This is a genomic window from Corynebacterium sp. P3-F1 (assembly GCF_030503635.1).
Taxonomy (GTDB): Bacteria; Actinomycetota; Actinomycetes; order Mycobacteriales; family Mycobacteriaceae; genus Corynebacterium.
This window is the reverse complement of sequence record NZ_CP129965.1, coordinates 1,109,477-1,131,029: the sequence shown is the minus strand read 5'-3', so window position 1 is coordinate 1,131,029 and position 21,553 is coordinate 1,109,477. Positions and strand designations below refer to the sequence as shown.

At 63.5% G+C, this 21,553-nt stretch carries 14 protein-coding genes; 13 read left to right on the top strand and 1 reads right to left on the bottom strand.

What is annotated here, in order from left to right; all coding sequences use genetic code 11:
* Positions 1-25: 25 nt before the first annotated feature.
* Positions 26-1,240, top strand: a complete 1,215-nt coding sequence (locus QYQ98_RS05285) for an IS30 family transposase (RefSeq protein WP_302007689.1) — start codon at positions 26-28, stop codon at positions 1,238-1,240.
* Here QYQ98_RS05285 and QYQ98_RS05280 read toward each other — a convergent pair.
* On the bottom strand, positions 1,191-2,498 hold the full coding sequence (locus tag QYQ98_RS05280) for an HNH endonuclease signature motif containing protein (protein ID WP_302005884.1): 1,308 nt from the start codon (positions 2,496-2,498) through the stop codon (positions 1,191-1,193). The genes QYQ98_RS05285 and QYQ98_RS05280 overlap by 50 nt on opposite strands.
* Before the next feature lie 409 nt (positions 2,499-2,907).
* Between QYQ98_RS05280 and QYQ98_RS05275 the strand changes: the two genes are divergently transcribed.
* The 12 genes from QYQ98_RS05275 to QYQ98_RS05220 all read left to right on the top strand — a co-directional run bounded on the left by QYQ98_RS05275 (position 2,908) and on the right by QYQ98_RS05220 (position 21,407).
* Positions 2,908-4,854 carry a glycosyltransferase gene (locus QYQ98_RS05275; protein ID WP_302007688.1) on the top strand — a complete coding sequence of 649 codons (1,947 nt, stop codon included), beginning with the start codon at positions 2,908-2,910 and terminating at the stop codon, positions 4,852-4,854.
* Complete coding sequence (locus QYQ98_RS05270) at positions 4,844-5,383, top strand: phosphatase PAP2 family protein (protein ID WP_302005883.1); 540 nt, start codon at positions 4,844-4,846, stop codon at positions 5,381-5,383. Before QYQ98_RS05275 ends, QYQ98_RS05270 begins: the two co-directional genes overlap by 11 nt.
* Positions 5,380-6,363, top strand: a complete 984-nt coding sequence (locus QYQ98_RS05265; protein WP_302005882.1) for a decaprenyl-phosphate phosphoribosyltransferase — start codon at positions 5,380-5,382, stop codon at positions 6,361-6,363. The genes QYQ98_RS05270 and QYQ98_RS05265 overlap by 4 nt, the downstream gene beginning before the upstream one ends.
* 10 nt (positions 6,364-6,373) lie before the next feature.
* The gene (zomB, locus tag QYQ98_RS05260) at positions 6,374-8,176 is read left to right on the top strand and encodes a flagellar motor control protein ZomB (RefSeq protein ID WP_302005881.1); all 1,803 of its coding nucleotides are present in this window, start codon (positions 6,374-6,376) and stop codon (positions 8,174-8,176) included.
* A gap of 93 nt (positions 8,177-8,269) precedes the next feature.
* A complete protein-coding gene (locus tag QYQ98_RS05255; protein ID WP_302005880.1) occupies positions 8,270-9,283 on the top strand; it encodes an alpha/beta hydrolase family protein in 1,014 nt (337 codons plus the stop codon).
* Between the two features lie 13 nt (positions 9,284-9,296).
* On the top strand, positions 9,297-9,626 hold the full coding sequence (locus QYQ98_RS05250) for a hypothetical protein (protein WP_302005879.1): 330 nt from the start codon (positions 9,297-9,299) through the stop codon (positions 9,624-9,626).
* A 119-nt stretch (positions 9,627-9,745) separates the two neighbouring features.
* Positions 9,746-11,710: an alpha/beta hydrolase-fold protein gene (locus QYQ98_RS05245; protein ID WP_302005878.1), complete on the top strand. Its 1,965-nt coding sequence runs from the start codon at positions 9,746-9,748 to the stop codon at positions 11,708-11,710.
* A gap of 4 nt (positions 11,711-11,714) precedes the next feature.
* A complete protein-coding gene (locus tag QYQ98_RS05240; RefSeq protein ID WP_302005877.1) occupies positions 11,715-12,209 on the top strand; it encodes a DUF732 domain-containing protein in 495 nt (164 codons plus the stop codon).
* 26 nt (positions 12,210-12,235) lie between these two features.
* The gene (locus QYQ98_RS05235) at positions 12,236-13,168 is read left to right on the top strand and encodes a cutinase family protein (protein ID WP_302005876.1); all 933 of its coding nucleotides are present in this window, start codon (positions 12,236-12,238) and stop codon (positions 13,166-13,168) included.
* A 36-nt stretch (positions 13,169-13,204) separates the two neighbouring features.
* On the top strand, positions 13,205-14,980 hold the full coding sequence (locus tag QYQ98_RS05230) for a FadD32-like long-chain-fatty-acid--AMP ligase (RefSeq protein ID WP_302005875.1): 1,776 nt from the start codon (positions 13,205-13,207) through the stop codon (positions 14,978-14,980).
* Positions 14,981-15,060: 80 nt separating this feature from the next.
* The gene (gene pks13 / locus QYQ98_RS05225) at positions 15,061-19,866 is read left to right on the top strand and encodes a polyketide synthase Pks13 (protein WP_302007687.1); all 4,806 of its coding nucleotides are present in this window, start codon (positions 15,061-15,063) and stop codon (positions 19,864-19,866) included.
* Complete coding sequence (locus QYQ98_RS05220; protein WP_302005874.1) at positions 19,863-21,407, top strand: acyl-CoA carboxylase subunit beta; 1,545 nt, start codon at positions 19,863-19,865, stop codon at positions 21,405-21,407. Before pks13 ends, QYQ98_RS05220 begins: the two co-directional genes overlap by 4 nt.
* The last annotated feature ends 146 nt before the right edge of the window (positions 21,408-21,553 follow it).

Here is a 21,553-nt window from a genome sequence, read left to right as displayed (position 1 = left end):
GTATTTGGAGCTTCGGGCCTGTGGGTTGGATCGTCGTTCTGCTGCAGCTGCGTGTGGGATGGGGTTACGTGGTGCGCTTGATGTTGATAAGGGGGTGATTAAAACACGTGGTCGGCGTGTGCCGTTTGTGCCTGATGGCCAGGCAGTTTATCGCTATAAACGGCTTATGCAGGTTCTTGCGTATGTTGATGGCCGGGTCAGTGTTCCGGTGGAGGTGTTGCCGCAGGCTGCGGTGGAGAAGGTGATTGACCGGCGGTACTTGTCGTTGGTGGAGCGGGAGCGCATCGCGGATCGGGTGAATCGGAATTTATCGGTTCGGGCGATTGCGCGTGAGCTTGGGCGTGATCCGGGGACGATTTCGCGCGAGATTAGTCGCAATAGTGGTGATGATGGCATTTATCGCCCGTATGAGGCGCACCGGAAGTCAACGCTTCGGAGGTTTCGGCCGAAGGTGTCGAAGATTGCGGCGAATCCGCGGTTGAAACAGCAGGTGTGGCAGTGGTTGCGGATGGAGTTTTCCCCTGAGCAGGTGGCTGGCCGGTTGCGCAGGGAATTCCCTGGCGATGAGACTATGCATGTGAGTCATGAAACGATCTATCAAGAGCTGTATTGCCAGGCCAGAGGCGAGTTGAAGAAGGTGGTGGCCCATGCCCTTCGTACGGGGCGGACGCGGCGTAAACCGCGTGGTCAGCGTGTTGCGAGGAGTCGGTTTATTGATCCGATGATCATGATTGCCGATCGTCCTGCTGTTGTTGAGGATCGGGCTGTGCCGGGGCATTGGGAGGGTGATCTGATTATCGGTGCAGGTGGAAGGTCTGCGATTGGGACGTTGGTGGAGCGGACGACGCGGTATGTGATGTTGCTGCATTTGCCGGATGGGCATGGTGCGGTGGCGGTGCGTGATGCGCTGGTGGAGGCGATTATGACGTTGCCGCAGCATCTTCGGGGGTCGTTGACCTGGGATCAGGGTTCAGAGATGGCTGGTCATAGGTCGTTTAGCATTGCGACGGATTGTCCGGTGTATTTCTGTGATCCGGGGTCGCCGTGGCAGCGGGGGACGAATGAGAACACTAATGGGTTGTTGCGTCAGTATTTTCCGAAAGGTGCGGATTTGAGTGTTTATGGGCGGGAGGAGTTGGAGCTTGTTGCTCATCGGTTGAATTGTCGGCCGCGTAAGACGTTGGGTTTTGCTACTCCTGCGGAGCGGATGGCGGAGCTGTTAGGTTTAGCTGAAAGCTAGGAAATGTTGCAACGACCCCTAGAATCCGCCCGGGCTGTCGCGCGGTGTCCGCGAACGAATCGACGTCCTCCCACTTTTCCCTCGCCGGGCGCGGGGTCGCGGAGCAATCGCGCCGGGTCGTTGAATGATTGTCGGAAACGAACGCTGATCCGTCCCCCATGAAGAAGCGGATCTGGTGGCCGTGCCGTTCGATCTTTGCCCAGCCGTCCGTCACGAGAGAATGGCATGCGCTGCACAGGGGAATAAGGTTGTCTAGGTTCGTTTCCCCACCGTCAGCCCACTCCTCCATGTGGTGGATCTCCATGAAACGGGTGTGGGTGCAGCCCGGCATCGCGCACTGGTGCCCCCACATGGTCATGAGGGCATTGACCTGCGCATCCGTCGCTAAGCGTTGGGCGCGTCCCACGTTGAGGATGAGTCCGGCGCTGTCGGCAACGTTGAGGCGGGTCAATCCGTTTGCCACGAGGTTTGCTAGCGCGGCTGCCGGAACTTTCGGGGCTGCCGGCATATAAGCGTGTCCGTCGGCGTTGAGCACGATGTTGACGTGAGCACCCGGAGTACGCAGTGGACTGGTCGCTTTGGTGCGCACCAAGTGCACCATCCCCATGAAGGATTGCAGCAACGAACGGCCAATCGGCATGCCGTACCCGGAGACCGTTTTTCGCGCCGGCCGGGTTTCTTCCGCGCTGGCCTGTTGCGCAGCGTGCTCCTGTTCGTAGAAGCCCATTTCGCCGATCTTCAAGGCCGCTTTGAACGAGGCACCGTCGGTGCCGCTCATGACTGCCTCGACAGCCACACCGCCATCGGGAAGATCCTTGACCCGCAGGAAATGCTCCGGCTTATCCGGTTCAGGTTGATTGGTCTCTTTGCCGGCGAGATACTTCTTCATTTGCTCGTGTCCGAGTTCCTTAGCCATTTCGACGAGCTCTACCTCGTTGTCGACGGTCACATACTTGAGCAGGAGGCGAACAGTGGAGTAATCGATCTCCGCGGCGCGAAAAGCCTCCATGAGAAAGGTGAAGTGCACTGCTTGTTTAGAGACCCGCAACCACTCGTACGCGGTTGATGCCGCAACTCCGAATTCACGCACGAGCCAGGACGACGTACATGAGGAACCGAAGGCCTGGGCGAAATTGTTGGTGTCGAAGTCATAGATCAGTTGGAGTAGCTCAGCCTTGTTCCTTGTCATCGCTTGGAACAAGTGCCGGATCCGGTCGACGAGGAGTAGTACTTCGTTGTCGTATTTTAGGTTCCGCATTGTCTTACCTGCCGTTATGTCGTTTGTCCGAGGGTTGAACGGACTGTATAAAACGGGGTGGACCATCATCCCCGGCTGAACTCGGAGGCCTGTGGATAACTTCCTTCGATGCGGGGTATCAAACTATGCCCTGCATAGTTCCTGGGGTTTTCGATCGCACGGGGCGGGACCCGGACGGTCCCTGTCCGCGCCAAGCTGAACGACGGCAGGACCGGGGTGCCAACTATGCGCTGCATAGTTCCACCGCGGAAACTTCTCCGGGAACGACGGCCGCGCTAGGGACCTCCGGCTATGCCCTGCATAGTTCCTGCGGTTTTCTCGGGACCGTTTCAGCCCGTATTACGGTGCGCCCCGCGCGCCGGGGGAGGGCGTGTCCGGCCCAGCGATTACCCTTGAGGCCGTGAATGACATGAAAGCTGTCGACGTCCTGCAACGTATCCTGCTGCCCCGCAAGGGCGAACCGCACGATGTGCGGATGCTCTACCTCATTGAGTCGGAGCAGAACACCCAGCGGGTGAGCTGGCCGGACCGTTCGCGGGTAGAGCTTCCCGAGGGGACAGAGGTCTCCTTCGAAACGTACTTCAATGCGTTCCCCGCCTCCTACTGGCGTCGCTGGTCCCAGCTGGACACGGTGGTGCTGGGCATGGACGTGGAAGGTGCGGCGACGATCTCGGTGTACCGCTCCAAGCAGGACGGCACACGCATTTCAGTCCTCAACGTCGACGCGGCGGATGAGCGGGTGGAGATCCCGCTGCCGTTGCGCAACTTCGAGGACGGAGGCTGGCTCTGGTTCGATGTGACGACGGAGACGGGGCAGTCGGAGACGTCGATAAGCAATGCCGGCTGGTACGCGCCGTGCGCGCCGGGCGAGCAGACGCTGCCGGACGGCACGACGATCGCGCCGTCGGAAAAGAAGGTCGCGGTGGGCATCCCGACATTCAACCGTCCGCGCGACGCCGTCAACGCATTGCACGCGCTCGCGGAAGATCCGCTGGTGCTGGGCGCGATCACCGATGTGCTCATGCCGGACCAGGGAAACCAGCACCCGGCGGATGAGCCGGACTTCGCGGAGGCGGAGGAGAAGCTTGGCGGCCGGTTGAAGATCTTCAGCCAGGGCAACCTGGGCGGCTCCGGCGGCTACTCGCGCATCATGTACGAGGCGCTGCACCAGACGGATGCGCCGTTCATTCTGTACATGGACGACGACATCGCGATTGAGCCGGATTCGATCCTGCGCGCTGTGCAGGCGGCGCGGTACGCCAAGAGCCCGATTCTGGTGGGCGGGCAGATGCTCAACCTGCAGGACCGCAGCCAGTTGCGCACCTCCGGCGAGCAGGTCAACCGCGCTGATTTCATGTGGGGCGGAGCGCCGCACGCGGTGTACGACCACGATTTTTCCAAGTACCCGCTGGGGTACGTGGGCACCGAGGAAGAGGACCTCGACCCGCGCAAGACCACGTCGCGTCCGTTGCACAGGCGTATCGATGTCGAGTTCAACGGCTGGTGGATGTGCCTCTTCCCGCGGGTGGTGGCGGAGAAGATGGGTCTACCGCTCCCGCTGTTCATTAAGTGGGACGACACGGAGTACTCCCTGCGCGCGGGGCAAGCCGGCTTTCCGACGGTCACGTGGCCCGGTGCCGCCATCTGGCACATGGCCTGGGCCGACAAGGACGACGCCATCGATTGGCAGGCGTATTTCCATCTGCGCAACCGGCTGATCGTGGCCTCGATGTACCTCGACGGCAGCCCGAACGGCCTGCTCAGGTCGATGCTGAAATCCAGCTACAAGCACGTCATGTGCATGGAGTACTCGACGCTGGCGATCCAGATCGAGGCGATGAAGGACTTCCTGGCCGGCCCGGACCACCTCTTCGGCATCCTGGAATCCTCTTTGCCGCGCATTCAGAGCATTCGCAAGGACTTTTCGGACGCGCAGGTCGTCGAATCGGCGGCTGACCTGCCGGTGCCGACGGGGGCACCGGGCGTGCCGACGCACAAGATCGGCGGGCGTCTGGCTAAGGTGAAGAAGATCCCGTGGGCGATCAAGTCGCTGCGCCACCTCACGACGACGGAGGACCGCGCGCACTGGGAGGCACCGCAGCTCAACCTCACCGCGGAAGAGGCGCGCTGGTACACGCTGTCCCGGGTCGACTCCGCGACGGTGTCCACCGCGGGAGGCACAGGCGTGGCCTTCCGGAAGCGCGATAAGGCGTTGGCGGACGACCTGCTCAAGCAGACCAAGGAGCTGCACAAGCAGATCAAGGAACAATGGCCGGAGTTGACCCTCGCGTACCGCGAGGCCAAGCCGGAGCTGACCAGCCACGACAACTGGGAGAAGATCTTCGATGAGCAGTAAGAAGGGCAGCAGCACGAACTCGTGGGATTCCGCGGAAGCGGGCATCCTGAGCACACTTCAGGGCACGCTTTTCGACGCCCCGGGGGTCCTCCCCGCCGCACGCGGCATGAGCCACTTCGGCGAGCATGCCCTCGGTTGGATGGGTATCGCGGGGGCGGGTGCTGCCGTCGATAAACGGCGCCGCCGGAAATGGCTCGCCATGGGGGCAGGCGCATTCACCGCGCATGCCGCATCGGTGGTGCTCAAGCGCATTGTCCGGCGGCGCCGGCCGAACGACCCGCGGGTGAAAATCGGTGTGGGCACGCCGTCGAAGCTGAGCTTCCCGAGCTCGCACGCGACGTCGACAAGCGCTGCGATGGTGCACCTGGCCGACATCACCGGGTCGAAACTCCCGTACGCCGGAATCCCCATTATGATGACCTCCCGCATGGTCCTGGGGGTGCACTACCCCACGGACACCCTGGCCGGCGCGTTGCTCGGCATTGGGGTGGCACGAGCCGCGATCGACATTGAGAGGCGAACAGCGTGACACAGCCTGTAGATGAGCCGTTTCTGAAGTCCGAGCCGCACACCGAAGGCGTGGACTACAACCGGAAGAAGACTCCGCCGAAGAACCTCCCGGACGCGATGATCAAAGGTCTGCGTCCGAAGCAGTGGGTCAAAAACGTCCTGGTGCTTGCCGCACCGCTGGCCGCAGGCGCGGACTCGTTCACGTCGCGGACCTTCGTCGACATCGCGCTCGCGTTCGTCGTGTTTTGCTTCGGCGCATCCTCGATCTACCTGATCAACGACGCGCGCGACGTGGAAGCGGACCGCGAACACCCCACGAAACGTTTCCGTCCGATCGCCTCCGGCATGCTGCCGATCAACCTGGCGTACGTCATGTCGGTCGTGCTCATCGCCGCCGCGATCGGGTTGTCGTTTTTGGCCACCGACGGGTCGGCACTGGCCACGGTCGTGGGCGTCTACATCGCTCTCCAGCTCGGCTACTGCTTCGGCTGGAAGCACATCCCGGTGATCGATATCGCGCTCGTGTCCTCGGGCTTCATGCTGCGCGCCATGGCCGGCGGTGTGGCGGCGGGCATCGACCTGTCGCAATGGTTCTTGCTGGTTGCCGCGTTCGGTTCGCTGTTCATGGCCTCCGGTAAACGCTACGCCGAACTGTTGCTCGCCGAGCGCACGGGCGCCAAAATCCGCAAGTCGCTGCAGGGCTACACCCAGACGTACCTGCGCTTTGTGTGGACGCTGTCCGCCACAGCCGTGGTCATGTCCTACGCGCTGTGGGGCTTCACGCTTAGCGACGGCGTCGAGGAAGGCCAGGGCTTGTGGTACCAAATCTCGATGGTGCCGTTCATCATCGCTATCCTGCGCTACGCCGCGGAGGTAGACAGCGGTAACGGCGGCGCACCGGACGAAATCGCGTTGGAGGATCGGGTCCTGCAGCTGCTGGCGCTGCTCTGGATCCTCGCCATTGCGATGGCGGTCTATGTTGTCCCGACCATCGGCTAATATGTCGCGCATGGAAAAACGCGCCCGCTTATCGCTGTTCATTTCTGCGGCGGTTGCGGGCGTCTTCGCGTTCTGGGGCGGGTGGGCCCGCCGCTGGATCAGTGACGATGGTCTAATCGTCTTGCGCACTGTCCGGAACATCCTGGCCGGCAACGGGCCGGTGTTCAACATCGGCGAACGTGTGGAGGCGAACACCTCCACGCTGTGGCAGTACCTGATCGCGGCGTTCAGCTGGGTTCCGGGGCTGCGGCTCGAAGACGTGGCGATGTGGCTCGCCTTGATCTGCACGGTCGTCGGGGTGGTCACGGCGGTCACCGCGTCGGGTCGGCTGTGGCAACGGGTGCACCCGGGTGCAGTCGTGCCGTTCGGCGTGATCATTTACGTAGCGCTGCCCCCGGCCCGGGACTTCGCCACCTCCGGGTTGGAATGGGGATTGGCCCTGACGTGGATCGGCGTGTGGTGGGCGCTGCTCGTAGCTTGGTCGGCCCGCGGAGCTGGGCGGATGGAGCTCTTCCTCGCTTTCTGGGCGGGTCTGTCATGGCTGGTCCGTCCGGAGCTCGCGTTGTACGGCGGGATCACGGGAATCGTGCTGTTGGCGGCGAGCCGGTCCGACTGGCGCCGTATCGGCGGGATCTTGGCCGCGGCCCTGCCGGTGCCAGTAGCGTACGAGATTTTCCGCATGGGGTACTACGGCCTGCTCACCCCGCACACCGCGGTGGCAAAGTCCGCATCGGGCGCGCACTGGGGAACGGGTGCGCGATACGTGTGGGACACGGTGAGCCCGTATGCGCTGTGGGCACCGGTGACAGCCGCTGCCGTGCTTGGCTTCTGGTGGGCACTGCGGCTGTCCTCGCGGGAAAAGCTCGTGTCAGCTCTAGCCGTCGGGTGCGGTGTGTTGCACCTGCTGTACGTCGTTCGTGTCGGCGGGGACTTCATGCACGGCCGCATGGTGTTGTTGCCGCTGTTCGCGATGCTGCTTCCCGTCGCGGCTGTGCCGCTCACGGCCCTCGGCGGGACAGCCGCGGCCGCAGCGGCGCTGTGGGCAGGAATCGTGGTCTCTCGGGGACACGAGTTGGGCTTCGAGCCTTTCGAGGCAGGCCCGGAGAACCTGAACATTGTCGACGAACGCGAGTTCTGGACGGCGGTGCTGCTGCGCGAATCCGGTGATCCGCCCCGGTACGCTGAGGATTTCCTCGCCAGCGATTTGATGGGCGGCTGGAAAGAGGGGCTCGACCGCGCTGCGGAGGAAAATGCCGGCGCGGTGAATCTGGTGCTGCAGCAACGGGATCCGTACGTGTGCCAGTGGGAGCCGGTGGCGCGGGTGAGCCGTGACACTGATCTGCAGAATATGCCCACTACCGCCTACCTGATCAATCTGGGCATGGTGAGCGCGAATTCTGACCTTGGCGTGCGCGTGCTTGACGATGTCGGGTTGGCTACTCCGCTTGCCGCCCGTCAGCCGCGGATTGAAGATGGCCGGATCGGCCACGACAAGAATCTACCCGTGCATTGGAAATTCGCGGATACGGCGGTGGCGGTGGAGGCGGTGCCGTGGGGCGTCGATAAGCAGAAAATGCTTCAGGCACGCGCGGCGCTGCGCACTCCCGAAATCGCGGAACTGCTGGCCACCTCGCGTGAGCCGATGAGCCTCCAGCGTTTTCTCAAGAACATGAGGTTCGCCCTGACCGACGGCAGCTCGCTGCAGATCGCGGACGACCCGGCCGTGTACCTCGATGAAGAGACTCTTTCGCGCATTGCCCGAGGGGAGGATGTGGGGCTATCTGGGCAGCGCATCGCCTGGCCAGTCAAGTGAATGGAACAGATTTAATCCTGTTGGTAACATCGCGGTAACGCTTTGCGATACACCTGTGTGTAATCCAAAAATTCCCTAAAGATAGGTGGACACATGAACGCGATTCATTCCATGCGTCGCACGCTCCTCGCCCTTGTCCTGACGGTGGCAGCTGCGATGTCGCTCATGGTCACAGCTCCGGGTGAAGCCCAGGCAACGGACAACCGGGGCTGGCTCCGCCCAGACGCCACTGGCCACTGCACCTGGGACCCGGTGAAGTACTGGGTCCAGCGCTGCGACGTTTACTCGCCTGCAATGGGCCGCAACATTCCGGTGCAGATCGTGCCGGCAGCCCGCGGCGGCAACGCGGGTCTCTACCTGCTCGACGGTTTGCGGGCTACGGAGAGCACGAATGCGTGGGTGAACGACGTCAACGCAGCCGCGGTCTACGCGCACTCCAACATCACCCTGGTCATGCCCGTTGGTGGCGAGGCATCGTTCTACGCCGACTGGAACCACGACCCGAAGTACGGCAACGGTAAGCCGTATCGTTGGGAGACCTTCCTGACGCGCGAGCTGCCAGGCTACCTGCAGCGCCACTTCGGTGTGTCCCCGCGCAACAACTCCGTGATCGGACTGTCCATGGGTGCGACCGGTGCGATGAACCTGGCTGCGAAGCACCCTGACCAGTTCCGTCAGGTGCTGTCCTTCTCCGGTTACCTGACCACCACACTCCCGGGTGCTCAGGCCATGCTGCACTTGGTTATGCTCGACGCGGGCGGTTACAACCTCAACGCGATGTACGGCTCCTTGTTGAACCCGCGCCGGTTCGAGAACGATCCGTTCCTCAACATGGGCGGACTCCGTAACAGCGATGTCTACATCTCGGCTGCACCGGGTATTCCGGGCCCGAAGGATGCCAAGTACCTGCCCCAGCACCAGGCGGCGGGTGCGGCGCTTGAGTTCGGCGCGATGCTGACCACGCGTACCTGGGAAGCTAAGGCGCGAGCTCAGGGCCTGCGCGTGACGTCCGATTATCCGGCGCAGGGTCTGCACAACTGGGAGCAGTTCGGCGACCAGCTGCACAAGACGAAGAAGCGCGTTCTTGACCACATGAATGCCTGGTAAAGAAGGAACGGTCATGCCCCAGTGGGGCTGGCCGTTTTGCATTCTCACAGGGCTTTTCACTGCGTTGGTTGTCGCTACGCAAGCGAGCGGCGACGACTGGTCGAGCCTCTGGATCGGTGGGATCCTCGCGGGCCGGGGACAATGGGATGATGCTTATTCGATCCACCCGACCGACTTCTCGTTGACGGGTTCGGCCCTGTGGGACCAGTTGCGCGTCGCTGAGACGACGTCAAATGTCGCGCATCCGTTCGTTCACAACCCGGGTATCGCGATCTTCATGTCGTTGGTGACCTCGGTGACCACCTTTGGGCAAAATTGCGGTGCCCGGCGTGTCGCCATGTAAAGTCTCAAGTGAAACTTAAACTTCTTCGTGAAGACTGGGCCCGGCCCGGGGGAGGGGAACCCCTGGGCCGGAGCGCCCGTTGGTCCGCCGTACCTACAATCAACTAAGGGCTCTCTAACATGCGCTTTTCACCCCGACGTTCTTCCAGCAAGGTCACCAAAGGCCAATTGCTCGCGGTCGCCGCAGTTCCCACAGCCGTAGCTGTCGGGGTGGCCGTCGTTCCGGCCGTCGCGCAGAATGGTCCTGCTGGCCTGTCAAGCTCACTGTCATCCGGGCGAGGAATTTCTGATGGTCTGCGACCGTCCGATCCGCCGCCGCGCACACCGATTGAGGTGGACGAGCACCCGCAGATCCCGGGCCTGCCAGCGGGCGTGTCCGTCGACCGTATTGAGTGGCTGACGCAGAGGCGAGTCGCAGTATTCATCAACTCGGCGGCAATGCCGGCTGAGCCAATCCAGGTGCAGATCCTGCTGGCACGCGACTGGCACTCCAATCCGCAGGCGAAATTCCCTGAGGTGTGGGCACTGGACGGCCTGCGCGCCCGCGACGATGAGAGCGGTTGGACCATCGAGACGAATATCGAGCAGTTCTATGCCGACAAGAATGTCAACGTGATCATTCCTGTGGGCGGAGAATCGTCTTTCTACTCCGACTGGCAGCAGCCGAATAACGGTAAGCACTACATGTGGGAGACCTTCCTGACCAAGGAGCTCGTCCCGCTGTTGAACGAGCACTACCGCTCTAACGGCAAGCGCGCAGTGGTCGGTCTGTCCATGGGCGGCACCGCCGCAGTCAACCTGGCGGAGCGCAACCCGAACCTGTTCAACTTCGTGGGCTCTTTCTCCGGCTACCTGGACACCACCACCTCCGGTATGCCGCTGGCGATCAAAGCGGCGCAGAAAGACGCTGGTGGCTACGATTCCGAGGCAATGTGGGGTCCGCTGGGGTCCCAGGACTGGATCGACCATGATCCGAAGCTGGGGATCGAGAACCTCAAGGGCAAGACAGTGTACGTCTCCGCTGGCTCCGGCCAAGACGACTACGGCACACCCAACTCGGTGGCATCTGCTCCGGCAGTTCCGGCCGGCGTGGGCCTGGAAGTCATTTCCCGCATGTCCACCCAGACCTTCGAGCGCTACGCCAAAAAGGCAGGCGTGCCCATCATCACCCGGTACCGCCCGTCTGGTGTCCACGCGTGGGACTACTGGCAGTTTGAGATGACTCAGGCGTGGCCGCACATTGCGGATTCCCTCGGGGTGGCCAAAGCCGATCGGGGAGCCGACTGTGCACCCGTTGGCGCGATTGCAGAAGCCACGAAGAGTGGCGTCATCGGCAGCTGTGTGACCAATGAATACGACGTTGCTGGCGGCAAGGGTAAGGCGGAGGAGTTCCGCGGCGGCACCGCCTTCTGGTCGCCGGAGACTGGCGCTCAGGTGCTGGTGGGCGGCATCTTGGCTAAGTACAACCAGCTCAATGGCCCCGGTGGGTGGCTCGGTTTCCCGAAGACGGGAGAGCTGTCCACTCCGGACGGCAAGGGCCGGTTCGTTCACTTCCAGCACGGCTCCATCTACTGGACCCCGGGTACCGGTGCGCAGGCGATCCCCGGCGACATGTTCGCTGCCTGGGGTGCCGAAGGCTACGAACGCGGGCCGCTCGGTTACCCGGTTGAGGAGGCGCAGCCGGCCGGTGGCGGTTACATTCAGAAGTTCGAGCACGGCTACCTGACCCGTAACCCGGATGCGACCAAGCACTTCATGGTGTTCGGCGCCATCGGTGCGAAGTACGGCGAAATGGGCGGACCGCGGTCGGACCTTGGCTACCCAACGAGCAACGAGAAGAAGATCGACGGTGGGTACTTCCAGGAGTTCGAGAAGGGCAGTATCTACTGGTCGCCGTCTACTGGCGGACACGCGATCTACCACGGCGCAATCTTCGACCACTGGGGCAAGAACGGTTGGGAGCGCGGTAAATTCGGCTGGCCGACGTCAGACATGAAGGAAATCCCCTCCGGAGGAATGACCATCTCCTTCCAAAACGGAAGCATCGACCAGGTCTTCGGTCAGATTCGCGAGCGGAAGAACTAGGCGAATGCGGAAAACACTTGTGGCTACAACCCTCGCAGCAGCGGGCATCGGGCTCGCCGCATGCGGTGGTACGACAGTGAACAGCGACGATGTGACCGCAACCCCGTCCGCATCGACGACGACATCGGCTTCGGCGAGTACTACCGCGACTGAGACTGCCTCTGAGACAGTGACTGAGTCCAGCGGTTCGGTGGTGGCGGCCCCAGCCGATGATCCTGCGGCGGGCGAGGGGGCAGCCAGCGAGGTGGAAAACACCCCGGACGCGGCCCCGATGCGCCCGGAGCAGGACGAGGCGTACTTGGAAGCTCTACGCCAAGGCGGAGTGAACGTCGAGGGAAATGAAGAGCAACTGATAGGTACAGCCCGTACCGTTTGTGGCGGAAGCACCATTACGCGTGACGCCGTTGCTGGCCAGCTCATTGAGCAGCAGGCAACGCAGCTGGAGATCAATGATCTGACCAAGCTCATCGATTCCGCGGCACGCGATAACCTCTGCTAGAAGCCTAGAAGGAGGGTGGCACTGACGTGCGTACCCGGAGAATTCTCACGATCATTGCCGCGCTCGCCGTAGTCGGTGTCATCGCGTTCGGCGCGGCCCAGTGGCTCGGGCCGGGTGAAACCCCGGAGACCCCGTTCAGTCCCGGGCCGAGCGCCACCAAGGCGAAGGAACCGGACTGGTGTCCGGCGGTGGAGGTGATCTCCGCGCCCGGTACGTGGGAATCGGCGAAGGATGATGATCCGTTTGCCCCGAAGGCGAACCCGCACAGCTTCATGCTGTCGATCACGCAACCTTTGCAGGGGCAGTACGACATCAACGATGTCCGTGTGTGGACGTTGCCGTACACCGCGCAGTTCAAGAACATCCAGACGGCGGCGGGCCGCGAGGAGATGAGCTACGACGATTCGCGGAATGAGGGCACGGACCGTTTGAATGCGGAACTGCGGTTCATCGATGAGACGTGTCCGTCCACCGAGTTCATACTCGCGGGTTTCTCGCAGGGCGCCGTGATCGTGGGGGACATCGCCAGCGATATTGGTAACCACCGCGGGGTGGTCGCACCGGAGAAGATTCGGGGAGCGGTCATGATCGCAGACGGACGCCGCGAAAATGGGGTGGGAATCAACCCGGGTAACCCACTCGGCGGGATCGGGGCGGAGATCGCACTCCAGCCGTTGAACCGCGTGATTCAGGCTGTTGTTCCGGGCGCGACCATGCGCGGTCCGCGCGACGGCGGTTTCGGAGCGGTCAGCGACCGCGCAATTCAGATCTGCGCCCCCGATGATTCAATCTGCGATGCGCCCCAGGATGTGGGCAACGCCCTTGGTCGGGCACGCGCACTCGTGGAGGCGAACGGGGTGCACGCGATGTACGCGACAAACCCGAACGTGATTCCAGGTACCACGGCTAGTCAATGGGCCGTAGAGTGGATTCGCGAAAGTATCGCTAACAAAAACTAAAATCCCCATCCCCCAAGCACTTCAGCAAGGAGCCCCATGGATCTCGAGCAGTTGCTCTACCAGTTCTACGACGACGACAAAATCGACCTGCCGCCGGAGCTGTCCCTGTTTCAGCTGTGCGAGATGCTCTACCAGGGCAGTGCGGAAATGGGCACTGGTGAGGTGCACCAGCTGCGGTACTGGGATTTCTCGGAGGACCGCGACGGTGTGGCCGTAGACTTTACCCGCGATGAGGTGATCACCCGGATCAAGGCGGTGGCAGCCCGGCTGCAGCAGACGGGCGCACCGGGGAACCGCGTGGCCATCATGGCTGCGAACTCGCCGGAATACCTTTTCGCGTTCATGGGCGCGATCTACGCCGGCCAAGTGCCGGTGCCGCTGTATGACCCGAATGAACCGGGGCATGGCGAGCAACTCACCGCGGTCTTGGCTGATTCCAAGGCAGCCGCTGTACTGACCAATAATGCCGGCGCAAAGGCCGTCCGCGAATTCTTCGCCGAGGTGCCGCGGGCGCAGCGTCCGCGCATTCTCGTTGTCGATGCCCTGCCTGACTCGATGGCAGAGTCGTGGACGGCACCGGAGGAGCCGACGGACACGGACGCGGTCGACCAAGTCGCATTCTTGCAGTACACCTCCGGTTCCACCCGTCTGCCAGCCGGCGTGGTGCTCACTCACCGCGCGATTTTGACGAACGTGCTGCAAATCTATGACGCTGTCGACCTGAAGATGCCGCTGCGCCTGTCAACGTGGTTGCCGCTGCACCACGACATGGGCATCATTCTCACCGTCTTTGTCACGATCATGGGCATCGAGTTTGAGCTCATGGGGCCGCGGGACTTCATCCAGCAACCGAAGCGCTGGGTCGATCAGATTGCCAGGCGTGAGGATGAGGACGACACCTTCGTCTACACGGTCGTGCCTAATTTCGCACTCGATTTGGCTGCCCGGTATGCGATGCCGGAGAACCCGGAAGAATATGATCTCTCAGCGCTGGACTGCATCATCGTCGGGTCGGAGCCGGTGACAAAGACGGCAGTGGACACGTTTGTGGAGACATTCAGCCCCTCGAAGCTTGACGCGCAGGTCATCCGCCCTTCCTACGGTTTGGCGGAAGCGACGCTCATCGTGTCCACTCCGCAGACCAAGGAGCGCCCCCTGTTCAAGACCTTCGACCGCGAGGAGGTCGGCCGAGGCCGCATCGTCGAGGCGGAGGACGGCATCCCGTTCGCCTCCAACGGCCAGCCGGTTCCCGACATGCAGTACGCGGTTGTGGACCCGCAGACCCGCGAAGAAGTCGCGGAGGGGGCCATCGGCGAGCTCTGGCTGCACGGCGATAACGTCGCCGCAGGTTATGAGGGGCGCGACGAGGAGACCCAGCAGACCTTCAACAACACTCTGCGCGGCGAGGACGGGTGGCTTGCCACCGGCGATCTCGTTGCGTTCCACGAGGGCCACCTTTACATCACCGGTCGTTTGAAGGACCTCGTGGTCATCGCGGGACGCAACCACTACCCGCAGGACATTGAGGCCACGGTCATGGAGGCGTCCGACCACGTGCGCCCCGATTCGGTGGCGGCATTCGCGGTGCAAGGAGAGGACGTCGAAAAGCTCGTGGTGCTCGTTGAGCGCGTGGAGGGCGCGGACGAGGCTGCCGATCCCATCGCCGAAGATGCGATTCGCGCTGCGGTGTCCAATAAGCACGGCATCAGCCCGGAAATCATCCGCTTCTACGCTCCGAACGAGATCGCGCGTTCCAGCTCTGGCAAAATTGCGCGCGTGGTCAACCGCGCGAAATTCCTGCAGGAAAGCTAGGGAGTTAACGCGTTGCACGCGCGGCTCGATAGATAGGCCGTATGAATTTTCAACAAGAGAAAGGGCGCGAGGCTCAAGCCATGACGGAAAACGAGCTCACCACCTGGTTGCAGTCGTGGATCTCCGATGCGACGGGGGCTGACACAGTCGATCCGTCTGTTCCGCTGGACAACCTCGGGCTTTCTTCGCGCGATGTGGTTGTGCTCTCCGGTGAGCTCGAGCGCCTGCTGGACATCAAGCTCGACCCGACGGTCGCGTACCAGTACCCCACGGTCGAAGCGCTCGCGCACGGTCTGCTGTCACCCAAGACAGGTTCCGCGCAGAGCTTACCGACGTCCGGTGCTGCCCTTACCGCCCACCGCACCGCGGGCATGGGTTCCGGCGACATCGCCATCGTCGGCCGCGCCGGGCGTTTTCCGGGCGCGAATAACGTCGACGAGTTTTGGGACCTGCTCGTCTCCGGCCGCTCCGTCACCGGACCCTTGCCGGAGGGGCGCTGGAGCGAGTACTCGCAGGATCCGGTGATGTCGGCGAAGATGCGCGAGCAGAATGTCCAGGGCGGGTACCTGGATGACATCCGCAGCTTCGACAACGAGTTCTTCGGTCTGTCCCCCCTAGAGGCGGAGAACATGGATCCGCAGCAGCGCATCATGCTGGAGCTGGCGTGGGAGGCTCTCGAGGACGCGCACCTTCCGGCGAATGAGCTGCGCGGGGAATCCGTGGGTGTCTTCGTCGGTTCGTCGTCTAATGATTACGGAATGCTGATCACCTCCGACCCCGCATCGGCGCACCCCTACGCGCTGACCGGAACGTCGAGCGCGGTGATCCCGAACCGCATCTCCTACGTCTTCGATTTCCGCGGCCCCTCCATGAACGTGGACACTGCGTGCTCGTCATCGTTGGTGTCGGTGCACCATGCGGTGCGCGCGCTGCGCGGCGGTGAAGCCGATGTGGCGCTCGCCGGCGGCGTCAACGTGCTGGCTTCCCCGTTCATTTCCACCGCTTTCGCGGAGCTCGGCGTGATCAGCCCGTCCGGCAAGATCAGTGCGTTCTCCGACGACGCGGATGGCTTCGTCCGCGCTGAAGCCGCCGGCTTCATCGTGCTCAAGCGGGTGGAGGACGCGATCGCCGACGGCGACAACGTGCTCGCGGTGATCAAGGGCTCCGCCACCAACTCCGACGGTCACTCCAACGGCCTGACCGCACCGAACCCGGAGGCGCAGGTGGACGTGCTGCGCCGCGCCTTCGTCGACGCCGGCGTGGATCCCGCAACGGTCGATCTCGTGGAGGCCCACGGCACCGGCACCGCGCTGGGCGACCCGATCGAGGCGACGGCGCTGGGCCAGGTGCTCGGTGCGAACCGTGCGGATGCGGATCCGCTGCTGCTCGGCTCGGCGAAGTCCAATATCGGCCATTCCGAGTCGGCGGCTGGTGTCGTGGCCATGATCAAGGTGCTTGAGGCGTTCACGCGCGGCACGGTCCCGCCCACTGCGAATTTCACCGAGGGCAATAAGTTCATCGACTTCGACGCGACCAAGATCGAGGTCGTCGAGGACCCGCGCGAATGGCCCGAGTACTCCGGCCGACGGATTGCGGGCGTGTCCGGCTTCGGTTTCGGCGGCACGAACACCCACATCGTTGTGAGCGACTTCGACCCGTCGGAATACAACGTCCCGGCCCGGGAACCGTCCGCAGGTCTCATGGACCCGGCTGATCCGGATCTGGTCCTGCTGCCTGTCTCGGGTCTGCTGCCGTCGCGCCGCCGGGAGCTGGCCGCCACGGTCGCGGAATCCCTCACCGACAAGACGGACCTGCGCGCTGTCGCCCGCACCCTGGCCGGCCGCAACCACGGCCGCTCCCGCGCGGTGGTCACCGCCTCCAGCATTGAGGAAGCCCGCAAGCGGCTGGGCTATGTCGCAGAAGGAAAGGTGACGCAGGGCGTTGCCTCGGCGGATTCGCCGTCGACCACCGGCCCCGTCTTCGTCTATTCCGGCTTCGGCTCGCAGCACCGCAAAATGGTCAAGCCGCTCGTGGAGCTCTCCCCGGCTTTCCGCGCCCGGATCCAGCAGCTGGACAAGGTCGTCGGCTTCGAGTCCGGCTGGTCCATGCTGGACATCATTCTTGACGACGAGCAGACGTACGACACCGAGACCGGCCAGGTCACCGTCACCGCCATCCAGATTGCGCTGACCGATCTCTTGGCCGGCTACGGCATCACCCCGGCAGCGACCATGGGCATGTCCATGGGCGAAATCGCCGCCGCATACGCCGCCGGCGGCTTGTCCGCCGAGGACGCGATGCTGATCGCCTGCACCCGCGCCCGCCTGATGGGCGAGGGCGAGAAGACGGTCGAGGGCACCGACCAAGAAGGCGCCATGGCGGTGGTGGAATTGTCGCGGGAGGAGCTTGAAGGGTTCGTCGATAAGCACCCTGAAGCGCACGGTGTCGAGCCTGCTGTCTACGCTGGCCCCGGCATGACCACGGTCGGCGGGCCCGGAAAGGCTGTCGACTACCTGGTCGCTGCGCTGGAGGAGGAGCGCAAATTCGCCCGCAAGCTGAATGTGCGCGGCGCGGGCCACACGAGCATGCTCGACCCGATCCTCGGCGAGCTCGCCGGCGATATCGCGGGCATCGAGCCGAAATCGCTGACACGCACCCTGTTCAGCAGTGTCGACGGTGTGCACCGCGCCGGCGAAACAGTCCACGACGTGGACTACTGGATCCGCATGACGCGCCAGCCCGTGCTCTTCCAGGACGCGACGGAAGCAGCGCTGGCCTCCGGACACACGACGTTGGTGGAGATCTCGCCGAATCCCGTGGCCATGATGGGCATGATGAACACGGCCTTTTCTGCTGGCAAGCCCGACACGCAGCTGCTGTTCACGCTGAAGCGCAAGGAAAATGAAGTGGCGACGCTGCTGGATCTCGCAGCGAAGCTCTACGTCGCTGGCATGCCGGTCGATTTCGCGGCCCTGGCGGGCGACGGTGAGCGCGCCACTGTCCCGCACACGCCACTGCACCGCAACGAGCTGTGGACGTCCGCGCGCCCGAACTCGTCCGGCGCGGGTCCTCTCGGGCCGAAGGTGACGCTGCCGGACGGCACGATCGTCTACGCGGCGCCGGCCGACCAGATCTTCTCCGCGATGCAGGTCGTAGAGCTCGCCGCCGCTGAGGTGGACGCGAACGCAGCAGTCGTGGCGGTCGAAGAGCGCGCGCCGCTGCCTGCCGCCGGTGAGCTGACCACCATGGTCCACCGCGGCCTGGGCGGGCTGACCATCACGGTGCACAACGGGTCCGTCCTGGTGGCCGAGGGCTTTGCCTCCACGCTGGACGTGGGGCAGACGTCCCTTCCCGGCGTGACCGAAGCCCCGCAGCCCGCGCCTGAAGTCCAAACTGCCCGTGAGCAGTTGATCCGCGGCGCCACCGACGACGTGGACATCGTGCGCTGGGATCCGGCGACCGAAACCGTCGAGGAGCGCCTGCGTGCGATCGTCTCCGAATCGATGGGATACGACGTCGACGACCTGCCCGATGAGCTGCCGCTGATCGACCTGGGATTGGATTCCCTGATGGGCATGCGCATCAAGAACCGGGTGGAGAACGACTTCCAAATCCCGCCGTTGCAGGTGCAGGCGCTTCGCGACGCTTCCGTGGCCGATGTCATCGCCATGGTCGAAGAAGCCGTGGCGGGAAACTCCGACGCCGCCCAGCCGATGGCCGAGAATGATCCGAATCGCGACCCCGCCCAGGCCGTCGAGAAGGCGAAAGAGGCCGGGACGGCAGGTGGCGGTGTCGGCGTCGCTCCGCGCGACGCGTCCGAACGCATGGTGTTCGGTGCCTGGGCGAAATACGCGGGCAATGCTGCCGCAGGCGTGACCTCACCGCTGCCGGAGATCGACCGTGAACAGGCCGAACAGATCGCCGCTCACCTGAGTGAGCGGTCCGGCATCGAGGTCAGTGCGGACGCCGTGCTAGCGGCTGAAACACTCGAACCACTGGCCAACACGGTGCGTGAGGGACTGGAGACCCCGGTCGAGGGCAATGTCCGCGTCCTGCGCGAGCGCACCGACGAGACCACTCCCTCGCTCTTCGTGTTCCACCCGGCCGGCGGATCGAATGTGGTCTACCAGCCGCTAACTCGCCGTCTGCCGGAGAACGTGCCGGTCTACGGTCTGGAGCGTCTGGAGGGCTCGCTTGAGGACCGCGTTGCGGCCTACCTCGACGACATTGAGCGCCTGGCTGCTGGCCAGCCGATCATTCTCACTGGCTGGTCCTTCGGCGGCGCGCTGGCCTACGAGGTCGCGCACCAGCTGCAAAGCCGGAAGGGCACCGACACAGAGATCCCCGTGAAGTTCATCGCCCTGCTGGACACCACCCAACCGGCGCACCCGACTCCGGACACGCCGGAAGAGACGAAGAAGCGGTGGGAGCGTTACGCCGCCTTCGCCAAAGACACCTACGGGCTCGACTTCGAAGTGCCGTACGAGCTGCTTGAATCCGCGGGCGAGGATGCACTACTGACCATGCTCGGCGAGTTCCTGGCCACTACCGACGCTTCTGAGCATGGCCTGGCCGCGGGCGTGCTGGAGCACCAGCGCGCGTCCTTCGTGGACAACCAGATCCTGGCCAAGGTGGACATGCAGCGCTGGGCTGATGTCGATCTGCCTGTGTTGCTTTTCCGCGCCGAGGGCATGCACGAGGGCGCGATCATGCTTGAGCCCGCCTACGCGGAGATCGACCCGGACGGCGGCTGGGGCGCTATCGTGGAGGACCTGACTATCGTGCAACTGCCGGGCGACCACCTGGCGGTTGTGGACGAGCCTGCGGTTGGGATCGTGGGCAAGCACATCACCGAATGGATCGCCGAGGTGAATCAAAAGCAATGACGACGACCGCCGAAAAACTTGCCGACTTGCGCGACCGCTTAGAGCGGGCGCAGGACCCGGGCTCTGAGCGCGCACGCAAGCGCCGCGACGACGCCGGGCAGACCACGCCGCGTCAGCGCATCAACGCGCTTCTCGACGAAGGCTCGTTCGTCGAAACCGGTGCCCTCGCCCGCACCCCGGGCGACCCGGACGCGGTCTATTCCGATGGTGTGGTTACGGGCTACGGGCGCATCGACGGCCGTCCAGTGGCCATCTACGCCCACGACAAGACCGTCTACGGCGGTTCCGTCGGCGTGACCTTCGGCCGCAAGGTGGTCGACGTGATGGAGCTGGCGATCAAGGTCGGCTGTCCCGTCATCGGCATCCAGGATTCCGGCGGTGCCCGCATTCAGGACGCCGTGACGTCGCTGGCCATGTACTCGGAGATCGCGCGCCGTCAGCTTCCCCTGTCGGGTCGCTCGCCGCAGATCTCCATCATGCTGGGCAAGTCCGCCGGCGGTGCCGTCTACGCCCCGGTGACCACCGACTTCATCGTCGCCGTCGACGGCCAGGCCGAGATGTACGTCACCGGTCCCGCCGTCATCCGCGAGGTCACCGGCGAGGACGTCTCCTCCGCGGAGCTCGGCGGCGCGATGCAGCAGGAGCAGAACGGCAATGTCTCGGTCACAGTCCCGACCGAGGAGGAGGCCTTCGACTTCGTCCGCGACCTGCTGGGCCACCTGCCCACCAGCGCCTTCGACGAGCCCCCGGTGGCGTGGGCGCCGTCCGACGAGGATTTGGACGATTCAGCTCTCGACGAATTCATGCCGGACGACACTAACGCCGGCTACGACATGATGGACCTGCTGGTCCAACTGGGCGATGACGAGGAGATCCTCGAGATCCAGGAGAATTACGCCCCGAATCTCATCTGCGCTATCGGGCGTATCGACGGTCGCCCCGTCGGCTTCGTGGCCAACAACCCCATGCACTTCGCAGGTTGCATCGATGCCGACGCCGCCGACAAGGGCGCCCGGTTCATCCAGATCTGCGACGCCTACAACCTGCCTCTCATCTTCGTTGTGGACACGCCGGGCTACCTGCCCGGCGTGGACCAGGAGAAGGTCGGTCTGATTCACCGCGGCGCGAAGCTCGCGTTCTCGGTGGTGCAGTCGACGGTGCCCAAGATCTCGCTCATCGTGCGCAAAGCTTACGGCGGCGCCTACGCCGTGATGGGCTCGAAGAACCTGTCCGGCGACCTGAACTTCGCGTGGCCCACCGCGCAGATCGCCGTGATGGGCTCTGCCGCCGCCGCGGTGATGATCCAGGGCAAGCAGCTTGCCGCTATCGAGGATGAAACACAGCGCAACGCGATGAAGAAAGTCTTCATGGACTTCTACGAGGAGAACATGACCTCCCCGTACGTCGCCACCGAACGCGGGTACCTCGACGGCATGATTCAGCCCTCGGAAACACGCCTGACTCTGCGCCGGGCGCTGCGCCAGCTATCCACCAAATACGACGCTGACCTGCCCAAGAAGCACAATATTCACCCGCTCTGAGTTCACTTTAGTAACGGTCGTGTAACGCTGAGTGCATCTGTCGCGATTCCTAGAAAAGACAACGAATTCATCCGTTCACCCGAAATCTCAGGAGGAAACATGCTCAGCAGCGTTCTGGACCTCGGCTCCGAGCTGGTCAACTACAT